The sequence below is a fragment of the Streptomyces sp. AHA2 genome (genome assembly GCF_036857595.1).
Lineage (GTDB): Bacteria > Actinomycetota > Actinomycetes > Streptomycetales > Streptomycetaceae > Streptomyces.
The window spans coordinates 305,986-324,805 of the sequence record NZ_JAUQWJ010000004.1 but is presented as its reverse complement, the minus strand read 5'-3'; the positions used below and the strand labels follow the sequence as shown (position 1 = coordinate 324,805).

At 73.3% G+C, this 18,820-nt stretch carries 15 protein-coding genes and 1 riboswitch; of the genes, 6 read left to right on the top strand and 9 right to left on the bottom strand.

What is annotated here, in order from left to right; genetic code table 11:
• The first annotated feature begins 95 nt into the window (after positions 1 to 95).
• Positions 96 to 629 (top strand): DoxX family protein, encoded by a 534-nt coding sequence (locus Q5694_RS11940; RefSeq protein WP_333932636.1) that lies wholly within the window; start codon positions 96 to 98, stop codon positions 627 to 629.
• Between the two features lie 9 nt (positions 630 to 638).
• Here Q5694_RS11940 and Q5694_RS11935 read toward each other — a convergent pair whose 3' ends face one another.
• Positions 639 to 860: a hypothetical protein gene (locus Q5694_RS11935; RefSeq protein WP_333932635.1), complete on the bottom strand. Its 222-nt coding sequence runs from the start codon at positions 858 to 860 to the stop codon at positions 639 to 641.
• Entirely contained in the window at positions 847 to 2,262 is a 1,416-nt protein-coding gene (locus tag Q5694_RS11930) for a PspC domain-containing protein (protein WP_333932634.1), read from the bottom strand. The genes Q5694_RS11935 and Q5694_RS11930 overlap by 14 nt, the downstream gene beginning before the upstream one ends.
• A gap of 174 nt (positions 2,263 to 2,436) precedes the next feature.
• Here Q5694_RS11930 and Q5694_RS11925 point away from each other — a divergent pair, with 174 nt between their 5' ends.
• Together Q5694_RS11925 and Q5694_RS11920 are read left to right on the top strand one after the other, a co-directional pair.
• Entirely contained in the window at positions 2,437 to 3,729 is a 1,293-nt protein-coding gene (locus tag Q5694_RS11925; protein WP_333932633.1) for an ATP-binding protein, read from the top strand.
• A complete protein-coding gene (locus Q5694_RS11920) occupies positions 3,726 to 4,460 on the top strand; it encodes a response regulator transcription factor (RefSeq protein WP_333932632.1) in 735 nt (244 codons plus the stop codon). Before Q5694_RS11925 ends, Q5694_RS11920 begins: the two co-directional genes overlap by 4 nt.
• Positions 4,461 to 4,470: 10 nt before the next feature.
• Here Q5694_RS11920 and Q5694_RS11915 read toward each other — a convergent pair whose 3' ends face one another.
• On the bottom strand, positions 4,471 to 5,529 hold the full coding sequence (locus Q5694_RS11915; RefSeq protein WP_333932631.1) for a C40 family peptidase: 1,059 nt from the start codon (positions 5,527 to 5,529) through the stop codon (positions 4,471 to 4,473).
• 421 nt (positions 5,530 to 5,950) lie between these two features.
• Here Q5694_RS11915 and Q5694_RS11910 point away from each other — a divergent pair, with 421 nt between their 5' ends.
• The gene (locus Q5694_RS11910; protein WP_333932630.1) at positions 5,951 to 6,304 is read left to right on the top strand and encodes a hypothetical protein; all 354 of its coding nucleotides are present in this window, start codon (positions 5,951 to 5,953) and stop codon (positions 6,302 to 6,304) included.
• Here the strand turns inward: Q5694_RS11910 and Q5694_RS11905 are convergent.
• Together Q5694_RS11905 and Q5694_RS11900 are read right to left on the bottom strand one after the other, a co-directional pair.
• Positions 6,282 to 7,223, bottom strand: coding sequence for a hypothetical protein (locus Q5694_RS11905; RefSeq protein WP_333932629.1), 942 nt, complete (start codon positions 7,221 to 7,223; stop codon positions 6,282 to 6,284). The genes Q5694_RS11910 and Q5694_RS11905 overlap by 23 nt on opposite strands.
• Before the next feature lie 77 nt (positions 7,224 to 7,300).
• The gene (locus tag Q5694_RS11900) at positions 7,301 to 8,470 is read right to left on the bottom strand and encodes a C40 family peptidase (RefSeq protein ID WP_333932628.1); all 1,170 of its coding nucleotides are present in this window, start codon (positions 8,468 to 8,470) and stop codon (positions 7,301 to 7,303) included.
• Between the two features lie 8 nt (positions 8,471 to 8,478).
• Positions 8,479 to 8,651: riboswitch (cyclic di-AMP (ydaO/yuaA leader) on the bottom strand.
• A gap of 314 nt (positions 8,652 to 8,965) precedes the next feature.
• Between Q5694_RS11900 and pcrA the strand changes: the two genes are divergently transcribed.
• Positions 8,966 to 11,449, top strand: coding sequence for a DNA helicase PcrA (gene pcrA / locus Q5694_RS11895; RefSeq protein ID WP_333932627.1), 2,484 nt, complete (start codon positions 8,966 to 8,968; stop codon positions 11,447 to 11,449).
• Positions 11,450 to 11,593: 144 nt separating this feature from the next.
• On the opposite strand, the gene Q5694_RS11890 is transcribed toward pcrA, so the two are convergent.
• The gene (locus Q5694_RS11890; RefSeq protein WP_443040852.1) at positions 11,594 to 13,297 is read right to left on the bottom strand and encodes a M23 family metallopeptidase; all 1,704 of its coding nucleotides are present in this window, start codon (positions 13,295 to 13,297) and stop codon (positions 11,594 to 11,596) included.
• Between the two features lie 105 nt (positions 13,298 to 13,402).
• Positions 13,403 to 14,326, bottom strand: coding sequence for an esterase/lipase family protein (locus Q5694_RS11885; protein ID WP_443040862.1), 924 nt, complete (start codon positions 14,324 to 14,326; stop codon positions 13,403 to 13,405).
• A gap of 605 nt (positions 14,327 to 14,931) precedes the next feature.
• Here Q5694_RS11885 and Q5694_RS11880 point away from each other — a divergent pair.
• Positions 14,932 to 15,348, top strand: a complete 417-nt coding sequence (locus Q5694_RS11880; RefSeq protein WP_333932625.1) for a cobalamin B12-binding domain-containing protein — start codon at positions 14,932 to 14,934, stop codon at positions 15,346 to 15,348.
• A gap of 281 nt (positions 15,349 to 15,629) precedes the next feature.
• Here the strand turns inward: Q5694_RS11880 and Q5694_RS11875 are convergent, their stop codons facing one another.
• A complete protein-coding gene (locus Q5694_RS11875) occupies positions 15,630 to 17,324 on the bottom strand; it encodes a DUF5691 domain-containing protein (RefSeq protein ID WP_333932624.1) in 1,695 nt (564 codons plus the stop codon).
• Positions 17,325 to 17,424: 100 nt separating this feature from the next.
• Positions 17,425 to 18,780 (bottom strand): SWIM zinc finger family protein, encoded by a 1,356-nt coding sequence (locus tag Q5694_RS11870; protein ID WP_333932623.1) that lies wholly within the window; start codon positions 18,778 to 18,780, stop codon positions 17,425 to 17,427.
• Positions 18,781 to 18,820: the final 40 nt, after the last annotated feature.

Below are 18,820 nucleotides of genomic sequence, written 5' to 3'. Positions count from 1 at the left end.
AAAGTCGGTCACCCGGGGTTGAGCGCGGAGCGATCGTCGTACGTATGGTCTGTCGAGGGGGTTCGGCACCGGCGGGCGAGAGGCGGCCAGCAGCGATGACGCACGGTATGCGAACGGACACCCACCACGGCCCGCACTTCGGCGACGGAGGCGGCCGGCGGGACACGGCCGCCCGCTACGCCCTGCTGCCGCTGCGCCTCTTCCTCGGCGTCACCTTCATCTACGCCGGCCTGGACAAACTCACCGACAACGCCTTCATGCGGGACTCCGGCGCCGGGTCGATCGGCGACATGATGCGCGCCGTCCGCGACTCCTCCGCCATCCCCGCCCTGGTCGACCTCTCCCTCAAGAGCCCGGTCGGCTTCGGCTACGCCGTCGCCCTCGGTGAGCTGGCCGTCGGCATCGGCACCCTGCTGGGCCTGCTCGCCCGCGTGGCCGCGCTCGGCGGCGCGCTGATCTCCCTCAGCCTGTGGCTCACCGTCAGCTGGGCCTCCGACCCGTACTACTACGGCAACGACCTGGTCTACCTCATGGCCTGGATCCCCCTGGTGCTGGCGGGCGCACCCCTGCTGTCCGTGGACGCCGCCCTGCGGGCGAGGCGCCGGCAGCGCGGCGGAGGGTACCGGTAGCCCGGCCGGTCAGGCCTCCACGCCCGCACCGCCCGCCTGCCGGCGCCGCCGCGCCCGGCCCGCCACGAACGCCACCGCGCCCGCGAGGAACAGCCCGCCCGTGACGAGGGGCAGGGCGACGAACCAGGGGATCTCCCACGCGCCGCCCGCGTCACCGGCGTACAGCACGCCCGTCACCGTGAGGACGATGCCCGCACACAACCTGCCCGGCCTGATCTCATGCCGCAGCACGGGCCACCTCCGCCTGTCCCATGCCGACCTGGAGGTCCAGGTCGACGGTGCCGGACCGCCTCACTCCCGCGGCGGGGGAGAGGGTGGTCTCCTGGTGCCGCCCCGGCTGGACGTCCACGTCCTTCGGGTCGTCGCCGGGCAGTTGCAGGTCCCCGACCCCCACCTCCGCGTTCAGCCGCACGGTCACGTCCCGCGGCACGATCACCTTCACCCGGCCCACCCCGACCTCCGCCCGCACGGTCACGGTCTGCTTCCCGGTCAGGTCCAGCCGCGTCAGGTCCAGGGTGCCGACCCCCGTGCCCAGTTCGTAGGACGGCCGCACGTCCGCCGCCGTGGCGGGCTGCCAGGTGGTGCGCGACCAGTGCGTGCCGATGTCCTTCGGCAGGGCCGCCGACGCGGCGAGCAGGCCGGCCGTGACGACCGCCAGCAGGATCGAGCCCGCCCCGGTCCGGCCGAGGAAGGCGCTGACGGCGATGCCCAGGCCCAGCACCGCCAGCGCGCACGACAGGCCCGTCTGCAGGCTGGTGCCGAGCGGGTGCCCGTCCCACGTCAGGCTCGTGCCCAGGGAGCCGGCGAGCAGGGCCAGCAGGAACACCCAGCCGCCGATCGAGCGCGGGCCGCGGGGCAGGGGCTGCCGGGGGAGCGGGGCGGGGGCGTCCTGTCCCGCCCCGGCCCCGGGGGCGCCCGTACCGATGTTCACGGCGGCCGCGATGTCCAGGTCACGGGTGTCGCGCGGGCCCCACAGGTAGCCCGTGCCACCGATGTGGGTGCCGTCCTTGACGATCGGGTCGCGCCACCACGAGGGCGAGGAGGCGAACACCGGCGGTGCCTGGGGCTCCGGAGGGGCGTCCGCGACGGCCTGCGCGGCCAGCGGGTCGGGGTCGGGCGCACCGCGCTGGCGCGACCAGTAGCCGGCGCCCGCCAGCAGCAGCGCGAGGACGACGGCGAAGGTGAGCACCCCGCCGTTCTTCAGCATGGTCAGGAACACCCCGCAGCCGACCAGGGCGAACAGCACCGCCGCCAGGGCCTGTCCGTCGACCCGGCCGGTGAGCAGCTTGCGCACCTCGTTCTCGTCCTCGTCGTCGTAGGCGACGAAGAGCCACGCGAAGCCGTAGAAGATCAGGCCGAGGCCGCCGGTGGCCGAGAGCACCGCGAGGGTGATGCGGAAGATCACCGGGTCCATGTCGTAGTGCCGTCCGAGCCCGGCGCAGACACCGGCCAGGGTCTTGTGCCGGCGGTCGCGCCGGAACCGGTCGGCCGGTCCGCCCGGCGCCGCCTGCCCGGCGGGACCGGGCGGACCGGAGTCCGCGGCGGGCGCGGCACCCCGCGGCCCGTCGCCCGGGGCGGGGCGCGGGCCGGGGCCGGGTCCCGGACCCGTCGCGGCGTGCTCGTGATCGGTCATGGGTCCATGGTGACGGGCGCGGCGCCGCGGCGGCAGCCGGATCGACCCTGGTCCGACCCTGATATCGGCCCTGAGACGGGCGGGAGGTGTGCGAGGCGGACGCCGCTGAGATCAGGGGAGTCTCCGGGGCCGACCCTGATGCTCCGGTCACCCGCGCGTGTGACCATCGGTGGCATGTCGGAAGCCGCAGCAGCCCCTCTCGCCGAACCGCGGCCGCCGCGCAAGCTCTACCGCAGCAGCGACGGACGCTGGCTCGGTGGTGTCGCGCGGGGGCTCGCCGGGCACCTCGGGCTGCCCGTGGTCTGGGTCCGGCTCGTCTTCGTCGGGCTGTTCATGGCCGACGGCCTCGGCGCGCTGCTGTACGCCGCGTTCTGGTTCTTCGTCCCGCTCGGCGTCGGCGGCGTCGAGGCGCAGAGACCGCCGTCGTTCGTCGCCGCGGAGACCTCGCCCGACGGCCGGCGCAGACTCGTCGCCCGCCGGCCCGACAAGGGCCAGATCGTGGCGCTGCTGCTCATGGTCGTCGTGGCCCTGGTCTTCGTGGGCAACGTGAACCTCGGCGGCGGCGCCCGGGTCTACCTGTGGCCGACGGTGCTCGTCGGCGCCGGTGTCGCCCTGGTGTGGCGGCAGGCGGACAACGCGCGCCGGGCCCGCTGGGCGGAGGTCGGCCGCCGCAGGCGCACCGTCGCGCTGCTGCGCTCGGTGGGCGGCGTGCTGCTGGTGACGGCCGGTGTCTCCGGCATCGTCGTGCTGCAGGGCTCCGCCGCCCACCTCGGCTCCGTCCTGCAGGCCGCCCTCGCCGTCCTGGTCGGGATCACGTTGCTGGCCGGGCCCTACCTGGTGCGGATGACGCAGGACCTGTCCGAGGAGCGGCTGATGCGCATCCGCGCCCAGGAGCGCGCGGAGGTCGCCGCCCATGTGCACGACTCGGTGCTGCACACCCTCACCCTGATCCAGCGCAACGCCGAGAACCCGGGCGAGGTGCGGCGCCTCGCCCGGGCCCAGGAGCGGGACCTGCGGACCTGGCTGTACAAACCCGAGGGCACCGGCAAGGACGAGGCCGACGAGCCCACCACCCTGGCGGACGCCGTGCGGCGCAACGCGGCCGAGGTGGAGGACAAGCACGGCGTGCCCCTGGAGGTCGTGGTGGTCGGCGACTGCCCGCTCGACGAGAGGATCGCCGCACAGATGCAGGCCGCGCGCGAAGCGATGGTGAACGCCGCCAAGTACGGTGGCGACGGCGGGGCCGTCCAGGTCTACGCCGAGGTCGAGGGGAAGACGGTCTTCGTGTCCGTCCGGGACCGCGGTCCGGGCTTCGACCTCGACTCGATACCCGCCGACCGGATGGGTGTCAGAGAATCGATCATCGGCCGCATGGAGCGCAACGGCGGGACGGCGCGGCTGCGCGCGGTGCCGGACGGCGGCACGGAGGTCGAGCTGGAGATGGAGAGGGCGGAGAAGACGTCATGAGCGACCCGACCGAGGCGAACGGCACTGCGCGACCGGACCAGGCGGCCGCGGAGCCGGGCGGTGGCCCGGGGCGTCACGTGCGCGTGGTCCTCGTCGACGACCACCGCATGTTCCGCACCGGAGTCCAGGCGGAGATCGGGCAGACCGCGCTCACCGGTGTCGAGGTCGTCGGCGAGGCCGCGGACGTCGACCAGGCGGTCACGGTCATCACCGCCACCCGGCCCGAGGTCGTGCTCCTGGACGTGCACCTCCCGGGCGGCGGCGGGGTGGAAGTGCTGCGCCGCTGCGCCCCGTTGATGGCGGCCACCGAGCAGCCCGTGCGTTTCCTGGCGCTGTCCGTGTCGGACGCGGCGGAGGACGTGATCGGCGTGATCCGCGGCGGCGCCCGGGGATACGTCACCAAGACCATCACCGGCACGGACCTGGTGGACTCGATCTTCCGCGTCCAGGAGGGCGACGCGGTCTTCTCCCCTCGGCTGGCCGGGTTCGTCCTGGACGCCTTCGCCTCCACCGACGCGCCGCCCGTGGACGAGGACCTGGACCGCCTCACCCAGCGCGAGCGCGAGGTGCTGCGGCTCATCGCCCGGGGATACGCGTACAAGGAGATCGCCAAGCAGCTGTACATCTCGGTGAAGACGGTCGAGTCCCACGTCTCGGCGGTGCTGCGCAAGCTCCAGCTGTCCAACCGGCACGAGCTGACCCGCTGGGCGACGGCCCGGCGGCTGGTGTGAGTGCTCCCGCTCAGACCACCCGTGTCGCCCCCGCGAAGGGCATCTCGTCGAGCGGGGCGACGCGGACCGGGGCGGACGGGTTCGGGGCGTGGATCATCCGCCCGTTGCCGACGTAGATGCCGACGTGGCTGATCCCGGCGTAGAAGAACACCAGGTCGCCGGGGAGGAGCTCGGAGCGGGAGACCCGGCGACCGGCGGCGATCTGGGAGTACGTGGTGCGCGGCAGGGAGACGCCCGCCGAGCGGTAGGCGGCCTGGACGAGGCCGGAGCAGTCGAAGGCGTTCGGGCCGGTCGCGCCCCAGACGTAGGGGCTGCCGAGCTTGCGGTAGGCGTAGGAGACGGCTGCGGCCGCGCGGGGGCCGGGCGCCTGGGCCGTCGCCGGGGCGGGAGCCGCAAGGGTGTCGCGGGCGCCGGCCGAGCGGGTGGCGCGGTCGGATGATCCGCCCACTCGGGAACGTTCCTGCGGCGTCAGCCGGGACAGCAGCCGCCGGGCGGAGCCCAGCTTGCCGGTGACGGTCCTCTTGTGCCGCTGCAGCTCCGCCTGCCGTGTCCTGAGGGAGTTCAGCTCGACGCGCGCGGCCCCGCGAAGCTGCTCGATCTCGCGCAGCCGGCTGCGCACCCGCCGGACGGCGGCGCCCTGCCGGTCGCCGGCCCGCTCGACGAACTCGGCGTTCTGCAGGTAGCGGTCGGGGTCGTCGGACAGGGCGAGCTGCATCGCCGGGTCAAGGCCGCCGGAGCGGTACTGCGCGGCGGCGGCCGAACCGAGCGCCTGCCGGGCCTCGTCGAGCCGTCCCTGCGAACGTGCCGCCCGGTCCTGCAGGCCCTTCAGCCGCTGCCGCGCCTCGTCGGCCTCCTCCTTGGCGCCGTTGTACTTCTCGGTGGCGGCCTCCGCCTGCCGGTAGAGCTCGGCCACTTCGGCCCGGACCTGGCCGGGGGTGAGCTGCGGTTCGGCGTGCCCGGTCCCGTCGAGGCCCGTCGCCGTCGCCGCGGAGGCGAGGGCGATCGTGGCGGCCGTGCGGGCCGTGCCGCCGGCCATGGGGCGTTGTCGGGGCTTGCGGTGCGCTGCCACCTGGGGGCCACGTCCTTTCCTCGACCGCCGGCGGGGTCTGCGGCCGCCGGGGGGAGCGGACGGGCGGCCTACGCGTCCCGCGGCGGCCCGCACAGGGGAGACGGGCCGCCGCGGGACTTTCTCGGCGGTGGTGTCCGACTGCCGCCCCTGGCCCGGGCGGCGGTGGGGAGCCGGTCACCTGCTGAAGGACGGTAGAGGTGCGCGTGCGGCCCCCGTGGCGGGTGTGCGGAACTGTCCCCGGAGGACCGGTGGTGACCGTATGCGACCAGGATCCCGCCTCGGCACCCTTCGCTTCACTCAGCGTGATGACCGAAGGGCCGGATCACGGGCCGACGGCGGTGATCGAGTGCTATGGGGCGCATATATGCATCACCGGGCCGGTGTCGGACGGCCGTCGGGGGCCTGGTTAGGCTCCGGCCTCATGGACGTACTCATCCACCTCTTCGTCGGCCTGCACATCGTCGGCATCGCCTCGCTCCTGGGCGGCTTCCTCACCCAGATGAAGGCGATGGGCGAGGGTACGGCCCGCTTCACGCCCGCGATGCTGCACGGCGCCCTGACCATGCTGGTCACCGGCATCGTCCTGGTCGGCCTCAACCAGGCCGACGACCAGTCCGTGAACAACGTCAAGATCGGCGTGAAGCTGGCGCTGCTGATCGTGATCCTCGGCCTGGTCTACGTCAAGCGCGACGAGGACAGGGTGGACAAGGGCCTGTTCGGCCTGGTCGGACTGCTCACCACGGCCAACGTCTTCATCGCCGTGCTCTGGACCTGACCCGGGAGGACCGGGCCGAGGCCCGGGCCGCGGCGGCGGCCCAGGCGGTGCAGGCGAGCCAGGCGGCCACCGCCGCCCACAGCAGCGCCCGACCCGCACCGGCCAGCCAGTCCACGTCGAGCGCCGCGGCGACCTCCAGCGTGGCCGCCGCCGTCACGGCCCCGCAGAACACGGTGGCCCAGCGCCGCGCGTCGTAGTGGTGCCGCGGCCAGAACAGCTCGGCGACCAGCAGCGCGACACAGCAGACGGCGGCCAGCACGAGCAGGGTGACGGCGGTGTTGCGCAGGGCGTCGCCGTCGTCCTCGTTCCACAGATAGAGGCGGGAGCTGTCGGCGGACAGCAGCTGCGCCCCGGCCAGCGCCGAGACCGCGAGCGCGCCCTCGGCGAACCAGTGGTCCCCGCGCCCCTCCTCCACCTGCCGGGGCTGGAAGCGGAACAGGGCGAAGCCGTACAGCGCGAGCCCCAGCCACAGCAGCACCAGGGCCGCGTGGGCCGGCCAGGCCAGCGACTCGGCCGCGGCCAGGGCGGCGGCCAGCACGGCGAGGCACTGGGTGGCCACACACCGCAGGAACACCGTCCCGCGCCGCCCCCCGACCTCCACGGCCAGCAGCACCGCCCAGAGCAGCGCGGACAGAGCCAGCAGCGCCCAGGCCACGGGGTGCAGGCCCGCGGCCGAGAAGCCGGTGCCGAGGACGGCGGCCGCCGCCGCGGTGGTGAACACGGCGGGCACCTCCGCCCGCCAGGCGCCGCGCGCCCGCTGCAGCAGGCTCACCACCGACAGCAGCCAGGCTCCGCAGGCCAGGGCGAGGACGGCACGGGAGAGGACCGCGTGACCCGCGGAGTCGAGACCGACCGACACGGTGCCGGTCGCCAGCGCGTACGTCGCCCACCAGGTGGCAAACGGGGAGGGACCGGACATACGCCGATGCTAGAGAGCGGCGCGCGCGGGCGGTGAGGGGCACGCGCGCGTGCCCCCGAAAACGCCCCCCCGTCCGCTCAGGCGGGCCGCACCACGCTGTGGACGGCCGACTCGCCGTCGTAGTAGACCGACTCCTCGCGCACGTACGCGCCCGGCTTCGGCGCGTGGATCATCATGCCGTTGCCGACGTACAGCCCGACGTGCGTGACGTCGTCGTAGAAGAAGACAAGATCGCCCGGCTGCGCCTGCGACACCGGGACGGTGGTGCCGGCGCCGACCTGGTCGTAGGTGGTGCGCGGCAGGGTGACGCCGGCGGCCTTCCAGGCGGCCTGGGTGAGGCCGGAGCAGTCGTAGGAGCCGGGGCCGACGGCGCCCCAGACGTACGGCTTGCCGACCTGGGCGCGCGCGAAAGCCAGGGCCTTGTCCCCCTTGGTGGCGTACGAGGAGTCCGCGGAGGGCGTCGAGGAGGACGAGCCGGAACCCGCCGCCGGCGAGCCGCTCTCCTGCCGCGGGGCCTCCTCGCGCGGTGCCTGCTGCTGCGCGGCCTGCTGCCGGGCCAGCTCGGCGGCGCGGCGGGCGGCCTCCTCCCGCTTCTCCTTCTCGATCGCCGCGAGCCGCGCCTTCTCCTCGGCGGTCAGCCTCGACATCAGCGCGCGGGCGTCGGCCAGCTTGCGCTGGACGGTCGCCTTGGCCGCCTTCAGGTCGCCCTGGGCGTCGGTGAGCCTCTCGAGGCTCTCGGTCGCCTCCCGGCGCTTCGTCACCGTCTCGGACTGCCGCGTGACGAAGTCGTCGACCGCTTCCTTCTGGCGGCCGGTCATCCGGTCCATCAGCTGGGTCTGGTCGAAGTAGTCCTGCGGGGTGTCCGCGAGCAGGAACGTCGCCGTCTCCGGGGCGGCGGCCCCCGTGCGGTACTGCGCGGAGGCGTAGGAACCGAGCTTGTCGCGCGCCTCGTTGAGCTTCTGGGCGCGCTGCGCGGCGTCGTCGAGGAGGGTGTCGACGCGCTTGCGCTGCTTCGCGGTCCTTTCCTTGGCCGCGTTGTACTTGTCGGTCGCCGACTCGGCCTGGCGGTACAGGTCGTCGACCTTCTTCTCGACTTCTTCGAGGCTGGGCCTGTCGTCGGCCTCGGGGGCGGCTTCGGCCGACTGGGACAGCAGGGCCACGGAGGTGAGGGCCGCCGTTGCCAGGGCGGGGGTCCGTATGCCTGCCACGCGCGAACCCGTAGGACGCGACTTGCGGTGCGACGCCAAGGGAGGCGACTCCTTCCATCGTCCGCCTACCGGGTTAGCTGTCGGGTTCGGGCGGGTGGTTCGGAAGGGTTGCCCTACGGCCTCTCCGGATGCGGAGGCGGGCCGATTCACCCCGGGGTTCTCGGTTGGGTCCCCGGCTCCGGCCGCCGCTGCGGCACACCGGACTCGGCGGAGGCCGCGCGGCCCGGCGTCGTTCGCCGGTGAGGGTCGTGCGGCCTGATCGCACGGTAGCCAACTCGTGTGGTCCCTGTGAAGGTTGATGGGTGATATGCCCGATACATTTTCGTGACCTTTCCGGGAAGCGTTGCCCTGCGTGAACGATCACGGCGGTTTGGTCGTGAGTTGTCCTGGATTGTTGCGGACATAGCGGACCGTGATCATGTCGTGCTCCACGGTGACAATGCGCCAGCCGCCCGGCCCTCCTGCCGGTGCCCGGTGTGATGTTCCCGGTGGTGGCGGCGGGCTGTCAGTGGGGCGCCCTAGACTCGGAGAGCGATGAGCAGCCTCTTTGACGACAGCTTCCTGGCGGACCTCCAGGCCCAGCGGGGCCCCGCGGACGAGCCCCCGCCGCCGCCCGAGGACGACCACGCTCCGGAGCCGCTTCCGGACGATCTGTTCGGCGGGAAGTTCGACGTGCCGCCGGACCGGGACACCCACTACCGGGACGGCGCCCCCCGCCCGGTGATCGACTCCGCCGCGCTGCTGGAAGGGCTCAACGACAACCAGCGCGCCGCCGTCGTCCACTCCGGCTCCCCGCTGCTCATCGTCGCCGGTGCCGGATCCGGCAAGACCCGCGTGCTCACCCACCGCATCGCCCACCTGCTCGCCGAGCGGAACGTGCACCCGGGCCAGATCCTCGCGATCACGTTCACCAACAAGGCCGCGGGCGAGATGAAGGAGCGCGTCGAGCAGCTCGTCGGCCCGCGCGCCAACGCCATGTGGGTCATGACCTTCCACAGCGCGTGCGTGCGCATCCTCCGGCGCGAGAGCAAGAAGCTCGGCTTCACCTCCTCCTTCTCGATCTACGACGCCGCCGACTCCAAGCGCCTGATGGCCCTGGTCTGCCGCGACCTCGACCTCGACCCCAAGCGCTTCCCGCCGAAGTCCTTCAGCGCCAAGATCAGCAACCTGAAGAACGAGCTGATCGACGAGGAGGACTTCGCCGCCCAGGCCACCGACGGCTTCGAGAAGACCCTCGCCCAGGCCTACGCCCTGTACCAGTCGCGGCTGCGCGAGGCGAACGCCCTGGACTTCGACGACCTGATCATGACGACGGTCAACCTGCTGCGCGCCTTCCCGGACGTCGCCGAGCACTACCGACGCCGCTTCCGGCACGTCCTGGTCGACGAGTACCAGGACACCAACCACGCGCAGTACGCCCTGGTCCGCGAGCTGGTGGGCACCTCCGAGCACCCCGTCGACGTACCGCCCGAGGCCGAGGTCCCGCCGGCCGAGCTGTGCGTGGTGGGCGACGCCGACCAGTCGATCTACGCCTTCCGCGGCGCGACCATCCGCAACATCCTCCAGTTCGAGGAGGACTACCCGGACGCCACGACGATCCTGCTCGAGCAGAACTACCGCTCCACGCAGACGATCCTGTCGGCGGCCAACGCCGTCATCGAGCGCAACGAGTCCCGCCGTCCCAAGAACCTGTGGACCAACGCGGGCACCGGCGCGCGCATCACCGGCTACGTCGCCGACACCGAGCACGACGAGGCCCAGTTCGTCGCCGACGAGATAGACCGCCTCACCGACGCCGGCGAGGCCAAGGCGGGCGACGTCGCGGTGTTCTACCGCACCAACGCCCAGTCCCGTGTCTTCGAAGAGGTCTTCATCCGCGTCGGCCTGCCCTACAAGGTCGTCGGCGGCGTCCGCTTCTACGAGCGCAAGGAGGTCCGGGACGTCCTGGCCTACCTGCGCGTGCTGTCCAACCCCGAGGACTCGGTGCCGCTGCGCCGGATCCTCAACGTCCCCAAGCGGGGCATCGGCGACCGCGCCGAGGCGATGATCGACGCCCTCGCCCAGCGCGAGAAGATCAGCTTCCCGCAGGCGCTCAAGCGCGTCGACGAGGCGTACGGCATGGCCGCGCGCTCCACCAACGCCGTCAAGCGGTTCAACACGCTGATGGAGGACCTGCGCACGATCGTCGAGTCCGGCGCCGGGCCGGCCACCGTCCTGGAGGCCGTGCTGGAGCGCACCGGGTACCTCGCCGAACTGCAGGCCTCCACCGACCCGCAGGACGAGACCCGGATCGAGAACCTCCAGGAACTGGCCGCCGTCGCCATGGAGTTCGAGCAGGAGCGCGGCGAGGACGCGGAGACCGGCGGCACGCTGTCCGACTTCCTCGAACAGGTCGCGCTGGTCGCCGACTCCGACCAGATCCCCGACGAGGAGGACGGCGACGGGGTCATCACGCTGATGACCCTGCACACCGCCAAGGGCCTGGAGTTCCCGGTCGTCTTCCTCACCGGCATGGAGGACGGCGTCTTCCCGCACATGCGTGCCCTGGGGGAGACCAAGGAGCTGGAGGAGGAGCGCCGCCTGGCCTACGTCGGCATCACGCGCGCCCGGGAGCGGCTGTACCTGACGCGGTCCACGCTGCGCAGCGCCTGGGGCCAGCCGTCGTACAACCCGCCCTCCCGGTTCCTCGAGGAGATCCCGCCGGCCCACGTGGAGTGGAAGCGCACGGGTGCGACCGCGCCCGCGTCCTCCGGGCCGGTCTCCGCGGTCGCGGCCTCCCTGTCCTCGTCCCGCTCACGCTCCTCGGCCTCCGGCGCCTCCGGCTTCGCCACGCGCCGCACCGCCGAGAAGCCGGTGGTCGCGCTGGCCGTGGGGGACCGCGTCACCCACGACCAGTTCGGGCTCGGCACGGTCGTCGCGGTCAAGGGCACGGGGGCGAACGCCGAGGCGACGATCGACTTCGGCGACACCAAGCCCAAGCGGCTGCTGCTGCGCTACGCGCCGGTGGAGAAGCTCTGACCCGCTGAGGGCTTCCCCGAGGGCTGAGGGCTTCCCCGAGGGGAGGCTCCAGCGAGTGGAGGCTCCCCGTTCGCGCGCACCAGGGGGGCGGAAACCGGGCGGAGTCGGTGCACCGCCTCAGGAGTGTCGGTAACTGTTGGGCGATCAGGCCGGGTTGACGCCGTGGCTGCGCAGCCACGGCAGGGGGTCGATCGCCGAGCCGCCGCCCGGGCGCACCTCGAAGTGCAGGTGCGGACCGGTGGAGTTGCCCGAGTTGCCCGAGCGCGCGATGGGGTCGCCGGCCTTCACGGTCGTACCCGAGGGGACGGTGTAGGTGGAGAGGTGGCAGTACCACGTCTCCGTGCCGTCCTTCGCGGTCACGATCATCATGTTGCCGTAGGCGCTGTTCCACTGCGTGCGCACGGTGCCGTCGGTGGCGGCCATCACGGTCGTGCCGTACGCGACGGGGAAGTCGATGCCGGTGTGCAGGGACATCCAGTTGATGCCCGACTGGCCGTAGTACGCGCTCAGTCCGTGCTGCGAGACCGGCAGGGCGAACTTGGGGCGCAGCCGCTCCTTGCGGGCCGCCTCCTCCGCCGCCCGCCTCTTCTCGGCGGCCTGCTGGGCCTTGAGGTCGATGCGCTCCTGCGTACGGCTGGCCCGGTCGGCGAAGTCGTCGGCGCCCGCGGCGAGGCTCTGCAGCTGCGTGTCGAGCTTGTTGTTGGCAGCGGCCGGCTTCACCGGCTGCACGTCCGCGGCCGTGGTGTGCGCCTCGGCCGCGCTGTCCTCGGTGAAGGTGCCCACCGACGCGGCCGCGATCCCCGCGACACCCATCACGCACGCCGAGGGCACCGCGACGGTCAGCAGCGCCGAACGCTTCGGCGGCGTACGGCGACGGGAGCGGGACCCGGCCCGCGAGGCAGCCCGGGAACCGGTGGGCACGACCTCCTCCTGACCGTCCAGGAGGCGGACGGCGGGCAGTTCACCGGTCGAGGCCGTCTCGTCGCCGTCGGCGGCGGAACCGTGGCCGACGGGCTCGTCATAGCCGACGTGCTCGAACGTCGCGGTCTCGAGCTGGTCGAAGGGCACCGGCTCGGACTGGTCGAACTGCGCCGGCTGGTGCGCGTCGAACTGCGCCGGCTCGTGCTGCTCGAAGGTTTCGGCAGGCTGCTCGTAGCCCTCGCCGGACGGTGCCGCGGAGCCGTCGGAGTTCCACTGCGTGGCGTCGTAGGCGCCGGTGTCGAAGGCTTGCGTGCCCCAGGCCCACTGCTGGGTGTGGTCGGCCGCCTCGCCCGACTGGTCCGGCTGGAGCCAGGCGCCGCTGTCCCACTGGCCGGTGGCGTCCGGGGCCGGGGTCGGCGACGGGATGGCCGACATCGGCTGCTGCCCGGTCGTCCAGGAGGTCGTGTCGTAGACGCCGGTGTCGTAGGCGGCGTGGTGCTGGGCCGCGTAGGCGTCATTGTTCGCGTGCTCGGGGGTACCCGTGGACCACTGGCCGGAGTCGTACGCACCCGTGTCGTGGCCGTTGCCCGGCATGTCGCCGAAGAGGGGGTCCGTGGCGAAGCTCGAAGTGGCGTGACCCGAGGCGTCGGGCCCTCCGCCGGCGCCGGGGTGAAAACCGGTGGCGTCGTGGTCGCCGTACGTGGTGAAGTCGCCGTACGGGGCTTCCTGGGTGCCGTACGACGCGTAGTGCGCCGAGGCGGCGTCGGAAGCCGGAGCCGGGGCCATGGTCCCCGACGGGTGACGGTCGTTCACCAACTTCTCTTTCGCCTCGACAACAGGGGCTGCCAGAGCAGTGCGGCGACTGTACCCGGCGGTACGCGGGCACGACAATCTTCGGCAGGTTTCACGCGCGCAGGAAACGGGCATTCGGCCGTGTTTTGGCGGACTGCGGACGCGGCTTTGGCCTTGTGTTCGATGTTTGTTCGAAGCTGATCGGGGTTGGGCGAACCCGTGGCGGCTGTATGACGAGTTTCAGGCCACCGTCAGACCGCCGGCCCGGCCTTCGGTCCCGTCCGCCGACGGTTCACCCGGGAGCGCCGTGTCGAGAACCTCCCGAATCGCGTCGGCGACTGCGGGGTGCACGGGCAGGGCGAGATGGCCGATGCCGGTGACCCGCACGTTGCGCACCGACAGGTCGGGGTGGTCGATGCGGGCCGTCTCCGGCGGGACCATCACATGATCGAGGTCGCTCCAGAAGCCGACGAAGTGCGTACCGCAGTCGGGGGCGGGCCGGGTGAGCTCCTCGAGCACCGGTGAGCCGGGGCGCATCTGGCGCACGATGGGGTGCGCGTCGGCCCAGCGCGCCGCACGGGTGCCCGCATGCGGCGTGCCGAGCGTGACGAGCGTCCGCACCCGCGTGTCGCCGCCGAGCCGCTGCACGTAGTACCGCGCGATCAGACCTCCGAGGCTGTGCCCGACGACGTCGACCCGCTCGGCCCCGGTCCGCTCGCAGACCTCCTCGACGTGCCGGCCGAGCCGCTCCGCCGCGAGCCGCACGTCGCTCGTCAGCGGCGAGTAGTTGAGGGACTCGATCCGCTGTCTGCCATGCCGGGCGAGGCTGCGGCGCAGCAGGACGAAGACCGAGCGGTTGTCGACGAATCCGTGCAGCAGGACCACGGGCGGCTTGGCCTCCGCGGGGAGCCGGGCGGCCCCGTCGGCGGCCTGCGCCGAAACCTGGGGACGCCGTTCCTGCGTGACGCCGGAGGGGTACAGGAGGAGGTGTCCGGCCAGGATCGCCAGCTCCAGGGCGGTCGCCTTCAGCAGTGCCGCGGACAGGGCCGGGAGCCTTGGCACTCCCGGCACCCCCGGCAGTCGAGACGGCTCACTCGGCAGCAGGCGTAGGCGGGCCGGAACGAGCGGCAGGGTGATCCGGCCGATCCGGGTGACGGCTGTGATTCCACTGATCGCGCTGACTCCGGGGATTCCGGTGATGCCGGTGACCTTCACGGCCGACCTCCTGTCGGCACGCCCGGAGACGGCTCCGCCCCCCGTGTGCCCTCATGGGAAGCAGCCGTGAAGACGGCCGGCGACGACCGCCCGAGCGGTGTGTGCTCAGTGGGCTGCGGGAACGGTGCGCGGCGTGTGGCGCCTGTGACGCCGGAGGTGCGACGAGGTCCCCGATCGGTGGGGTGACGAGGTTTCTCGCTGATACGCCGTGCGTGCCCTGCGTGTCGTGCCGGCCCTGCGTGCCTTCGCCGAAGTGCCGTACCGCCGCCGGGTGTGGTGGGTGGCGCGGCGATCGGGCGACCTCCTGGCGGCTCCCCTTGCGCTTGTCCCACCATGTGATTTCCCCCTCGGTCCGCACCGCGAAACTGCCGGTTGCGGGATCCTGGGGATAACGTTCGTTCACTTGCCCGGACGGTTCGGGGCGGGGCGTCCGTGCCGTGGCGCCGCAGCAGGTGCGGTGGGCGGCCCGAGCGGTGTGTTCGGCGTGTACTGCACGGGGGATCTGTGCGGTACTTGTCGGTACGGATGGATGTAGTCGCTTCATGGAGGCAGTGATGGGTGTGGCAGCCGGTCCGATCCGCGTGGTGGTGGCCAAGCCGGGGCTCGACGGCCACGATCGCGGGGCCAAGGTGATCGCGCGTGCCCTGCGCGACGCCGGTATGGAGGTCATCTACACGGGCCTCCACCAGACCCCCGAGCAGATCGTCGACACGGCGATCCAGGAGGACGCCGACGCGATCGGGCTCTCCATCCTCTCCGGCGCGCACAACACGCTCTTCGCGGCGGTGATCGACCTGCTCAAGGAGCGGGACGCCGAGGACATCCTGGTCTTCGGCGGCGGGATCATCCCTGAGGCGGACATTGCCCCGTTGAAGGAGAAGGGCGTCGCGGAGATCTTCACGCCCGGCGCGACCACGCAGTCGATCGTCGACTGGGTCCGCACGAACGTCCGCCAGCCGGCCGGGGCGTAGGCCTTCGGCGGTTCGGGCGCGGCTCATGCGGCGAGCGCCGGTCGGGCGTGGACCGGTCCGCCGTGGACCGGTCCGGCGTGCGCCGGTGCGGGTGACGGTGCCGGTGTGGACGTCTGTGCCTGTGCCTGTACCTGTGGCTGTGCCTGTACCTGTGGCTGTGCCTGTACCTGTGCCTGTGCCTGTACCTGTGCCTGTGCCTGTGCCTGTGTCGAAGCACGTGGTCAGGCGGCCGAGGCCGCGGCCCAGGTCGGCCGTGGTGCTCGCGGCCGGAATCCCGGGTGTTACGGCGCCAGCAGTTCCTCCGTCATGGCCGCGCGCAGGCGCAGGGTCGTGACCAGGCGCTGGAAGGCCTCCGCCCAGTAGCCGCCGGCTCCCGGCGAGGCGTTCTCCGCTTCGTCCGGCACCGCCAGCAGGGCGTCGAGGCGGACCGCCTCGGACGGGTCCAGGCAGCGCTCGGCCAGCCCCATCACTCCACTGAAACTCCATGGATAACTCCCCGCGTCCCGAGCGATGTTGAGCGCGTCCACCACCGCCCGGCCGAGCGGAGGAGCCCACGGCACCGCGCACACGCCGAGCAGCTGGAACGCCTCGGACAAGCCGTGCGTGGCGATGAAGCCGGCCACCCACTCGGCCCGTTCGGCGGCGCCCAGCGTGCCGAGCAGCTTGGCGCGCTCGGCCAGCGACACCGCACCGGGGCCGCCGGCCTCCGGAGCCGTGGGCTCCCCGAGCAGCGCCCGTGACCACGCGGCGTCCGCCTGACGTACCGCGGCACGGCACCACGCCGCGTGCAGTTCGCCCTGCCAGCCGTCCGCCACGGGCAGCGCCACGATCTCCGCGGGTGTCCGGCCGCCGAGCCTCCCCGACCAGATCCCCAGTGGCGCCGCCTCCACCAACTGGCCGAACCACCACGACCGTTCACCCCGGCCTGAGGGTGCCTTGGCCACCACACCGTCTCGCTCCATACCGGAGTCGCACTCGTGCGGCGCTTCGACGACGATCGACGGCCCCGTCACCCGCCCTTGGTGAGCCTGACCACCGGCCGGAGGTCGAGGGCTGCCGGGGTCCTGCGCGGCCCCCGCCGTCTGCGCGTGGTCGATGGCCACGCACGCCCCCGCCCGGACCGCCATCCGCGCGGCCAGCGCCGAACCGGGCAGTGACGACAGCAGTTCCGCCGCGGTCGCCCGGACGTTGCGGCTGCGGTCGGCCAGGGCCTGCTCCAGGAAGGGCTCGTCGTCCGGGCCCAGGCCCGCGCGCAGGGAGTCGAGGAACATCAGCCGGTCCTCGGCCCGTTCGGTCGTCCAGGTCGTGGCGAGCAGATCGCGGGCGGCGGCGGGGTCGCGGGAGCGCAGCGCGGACAGCAGCGCGACCCGTTCGGCGAACAGGCCCTCCTGCCACAGCCGCTCGATCCCCTCGCTGTCGTCGAGGTGCGGCAGGGACGCTCCGCCGCCCGGCGTCGACCTGAGGGCGAACCGCCAGTCCGGGTTCAGCCGCGCCAGCCACAGGGCCCGCGGCCCGGCGAACTCCAGTGCCGCCGGGCGCAGATCCGTACGGCCCCGGGCCGCGTCCAGCAAAGCCGGCAGGGCGTGTGGAGGCGGCGCGAAGCCGCGGGCGTTGGCCGTCGCGAGCCACTGCGGCAGCAGCTCCGTCAGATCGGGGGCCGCGCCGCGACGACCACCGCCGGACGGACCCGGGCGGTCCGCCAGCAGCAGGGCGAGCCTGCGGGCGGCCGCCGCGGGCAGGGGCGGACGCGGGTCCTGCGGGGCCGGCTTCGGGCGCTCCGCCGCCCGGGCCGGACGCAGACCGGCCCTGCGGCGCACGGTCTCCACGGCCGCCGCGTCCAGCAGCGCCACCGGGGCGTCCCGCCCCGGCGCGGTGCCCGGCGGGGTGCGCCGGTCGGTGCCGAGCAGGGCGGTCGTGACGAGCCCTTCCCAGCCGCCCTCGGCGGTCGCGTCCACGGGTGTGGAGGTCCTGGTCATCAACTTCCCTTCTGCGGGACACCGGGGGCGGTCGAAGGGTCGCCCTTACCGGTGGTCCGGTGATGCCTGAAAGATGCGTGAGCATGCGCGACCCCGGTGGTCAGCACAGGCTGACCGGGTCCCCCGCGCCCTCGGGCCAGGCCGTCAGCGGGGTGAAGCCCTGGTGGCCGCACTCGCCGAAGACCTTGACCGGTGCGCCGCCCGACAGGGCGACGAGCCGCCACAGGCCCGGACGGGACCGCGCGGCGGGGGTGAGCGGCAGGGCGGCGTCCTCGTCGGCGTCCGCCAACTGCCAGGAGTCGCCGTCGGGGACGGGAACGACCCGGTCCAGCGTCACGGGAACGGACTCCAGCCACGGGTCCTCGCGCAGGGCGTCGCCGTAACGGGCGGCCGCGAGGGTCGTCGTCAGGCCCGGGGGGCGCATCACCGTGGGCGCGGGCGGGGCGAACTGCTCGCCCAGGGCGACCCGCAGCTGCCCGGCACCGGGATACGCCGACACCTCGGCCTCCAGCGCCAGGCCCACCGGCAGGGACAGCTCCGGGGCCCGGCCCGCGGCGCCGTAGGACAGGAGCAGAACCGTGCGCTGCGTCTCCGCGCCGTGCAGCCACGTCCGGCGCGTCGTCAGGCGCGGGTCCGTCGTGTCGTACCGGGCCAGGACCAGCCAGCTGTCCTTCTGCGGCGGGCCGTCGGCGGAGGCCGGCAGGCCGATGCGGGAGCGGACCGTGGCCGCGAGCCCGTCCGGGAGGCGCTCACGGCGCAGCCAGCCCTGGCAGAGAAGGTGCAGCAGCGCACACTCCTCCAGCAGCCGCACCGGCCAGCCCGGGCCGGTCGACGGGACGGCGCCCAGCTCCCGGACCCGTGCGGCGAGGCCCTGGGCCTGGGCGTCGACCATGCGGGCCGCCGTCTCTTCCCACAGCCCGTAACCCGCCTGCTCCGCCGAGGCCAGGCCCCCGCGGAGCAGATCCGTCAGGCGCTGCTCCAGCTCGGTCGCGCCGGCCGTGACCCGCTCGGCACGGCGCTCGGCCCGGCGGCGGGCGGCCTCGGGGTCGGCCGAAGCGGACGGTGCACCGGCGCCCTCCCCGTCCTTCCTCGCATCGGCGCGACGGCGCCGGCCGGCCGTCCACTGCCCGGCCCACTCCGGCGGCTGCCCGCTCGGCACGGCTCCGTCCCCGCCCGCCCAGAGCAGCAGCAGTCCCAGCGCGTGCTTGCACGGGAACTTGCGGCTCGGGCAACTGCACTTGTACGCGGGCCCGGAGGCGTCCGCGAGGTCGACGACCGTCTGATAGGGCCTGCTCCCACTGCCCTTGCACAGCCCCCACACCGTCCCCTCGTCGGTACTCCCCGCCTCCGACCACGGCCCCGCCGTGCCCAGTTTGCTTCCCGCTTTGCGTGATGCCGCGTCAGGCGCAAGTGCCAGCACCTGGTCCGCGGTCCAGCGCACCCCCTGCTGAGTCATGGGACCGAAGGTAGATCCCGCCACTGACAATCGGCTCGGC

Excerpts from the sequence above, each read along its gene's own strand:
- Q5694_RS11930 (WP_333932634.1), bottom strand. The coding sequence starts at position 2,262 with ATGACCGATCACGAGCACGCCGCGACGGGTCCGGGACCCGGCCCCGGC.
- Q5694_RS11910 (WP_333932630.1), top strand. The coding sequence starts at position 5,951 with ATGGACGTACTCATCCACCTCTTCGTCGGCCTGCACATCGTCGGCATC.
- Q5694_RS11905 (WP_333932629.1), bottom strand. The coding sequence starts at position 7,223 with ATGTCCGGTCCCTCCCCGTTTGCCACCTGGTGGGCGACGTACGCGCTG.
- Q5694_RS11890 (WP_443040852.1), bottom strand. The coding sequence starts at position 13,297 with ATGCCCGTTTCCTGCGCGCGTGAAACCTGCCGAAGATTGTCGTGCCCG.
- Q5694_RS11880 (WP_333932625.1), top strand. The coding sequence starts at position 14,932 with ATGGGTGTGGCAGCCGGTCCGATCCGCGTGGTGGTGGCCAAGCCGGGG.
- Q5694_RS11870 (WP_333932623.1), bottom strand. The coding sequence starts at position 18,780 with ATGACTCAGCAGGGGGTGCGCTGGACCGCGGACCAGGTGCTGGCACTT.
- Q5694_RS11940 (WP_333932636.1), top strand. The coding sequence starts at position 96 with ATGACGCACGGTATGCGAACGGACACCCACCACGGCCCGCACTTCGGC.
- pcrA (WP_333932627.1), top strand. The coding sequence starts at position 8,966 with ATGAGCAGCCTCTTTGACGACAGCTTCCTGGCGGACCTCCAGGCCCAG.
- Q5694_RS11875 (WP_333932624.1), bottom strand. The coding sequence starts at position 17,324 with ATGACCAGGACCTCCACACCCGTGGACGCGACCGCCGAGGGCGGCTGG.
- Q5694_RS11920 (WP_333932632.1), top strand. The coding sequence starts at position 3,726 with ATGAGCGACCCGACCGAGGCGAACGGCACTGCGCGACCGGACCAGGCG.
- Q5694_RS11925 (WP_333932633.1), top strand. The coding sequence starts at position 2,437 with ATGTCGGAAGCCGCAGCAGCCCCTCTCGCCGAACCGCGGCCGCCGCGC.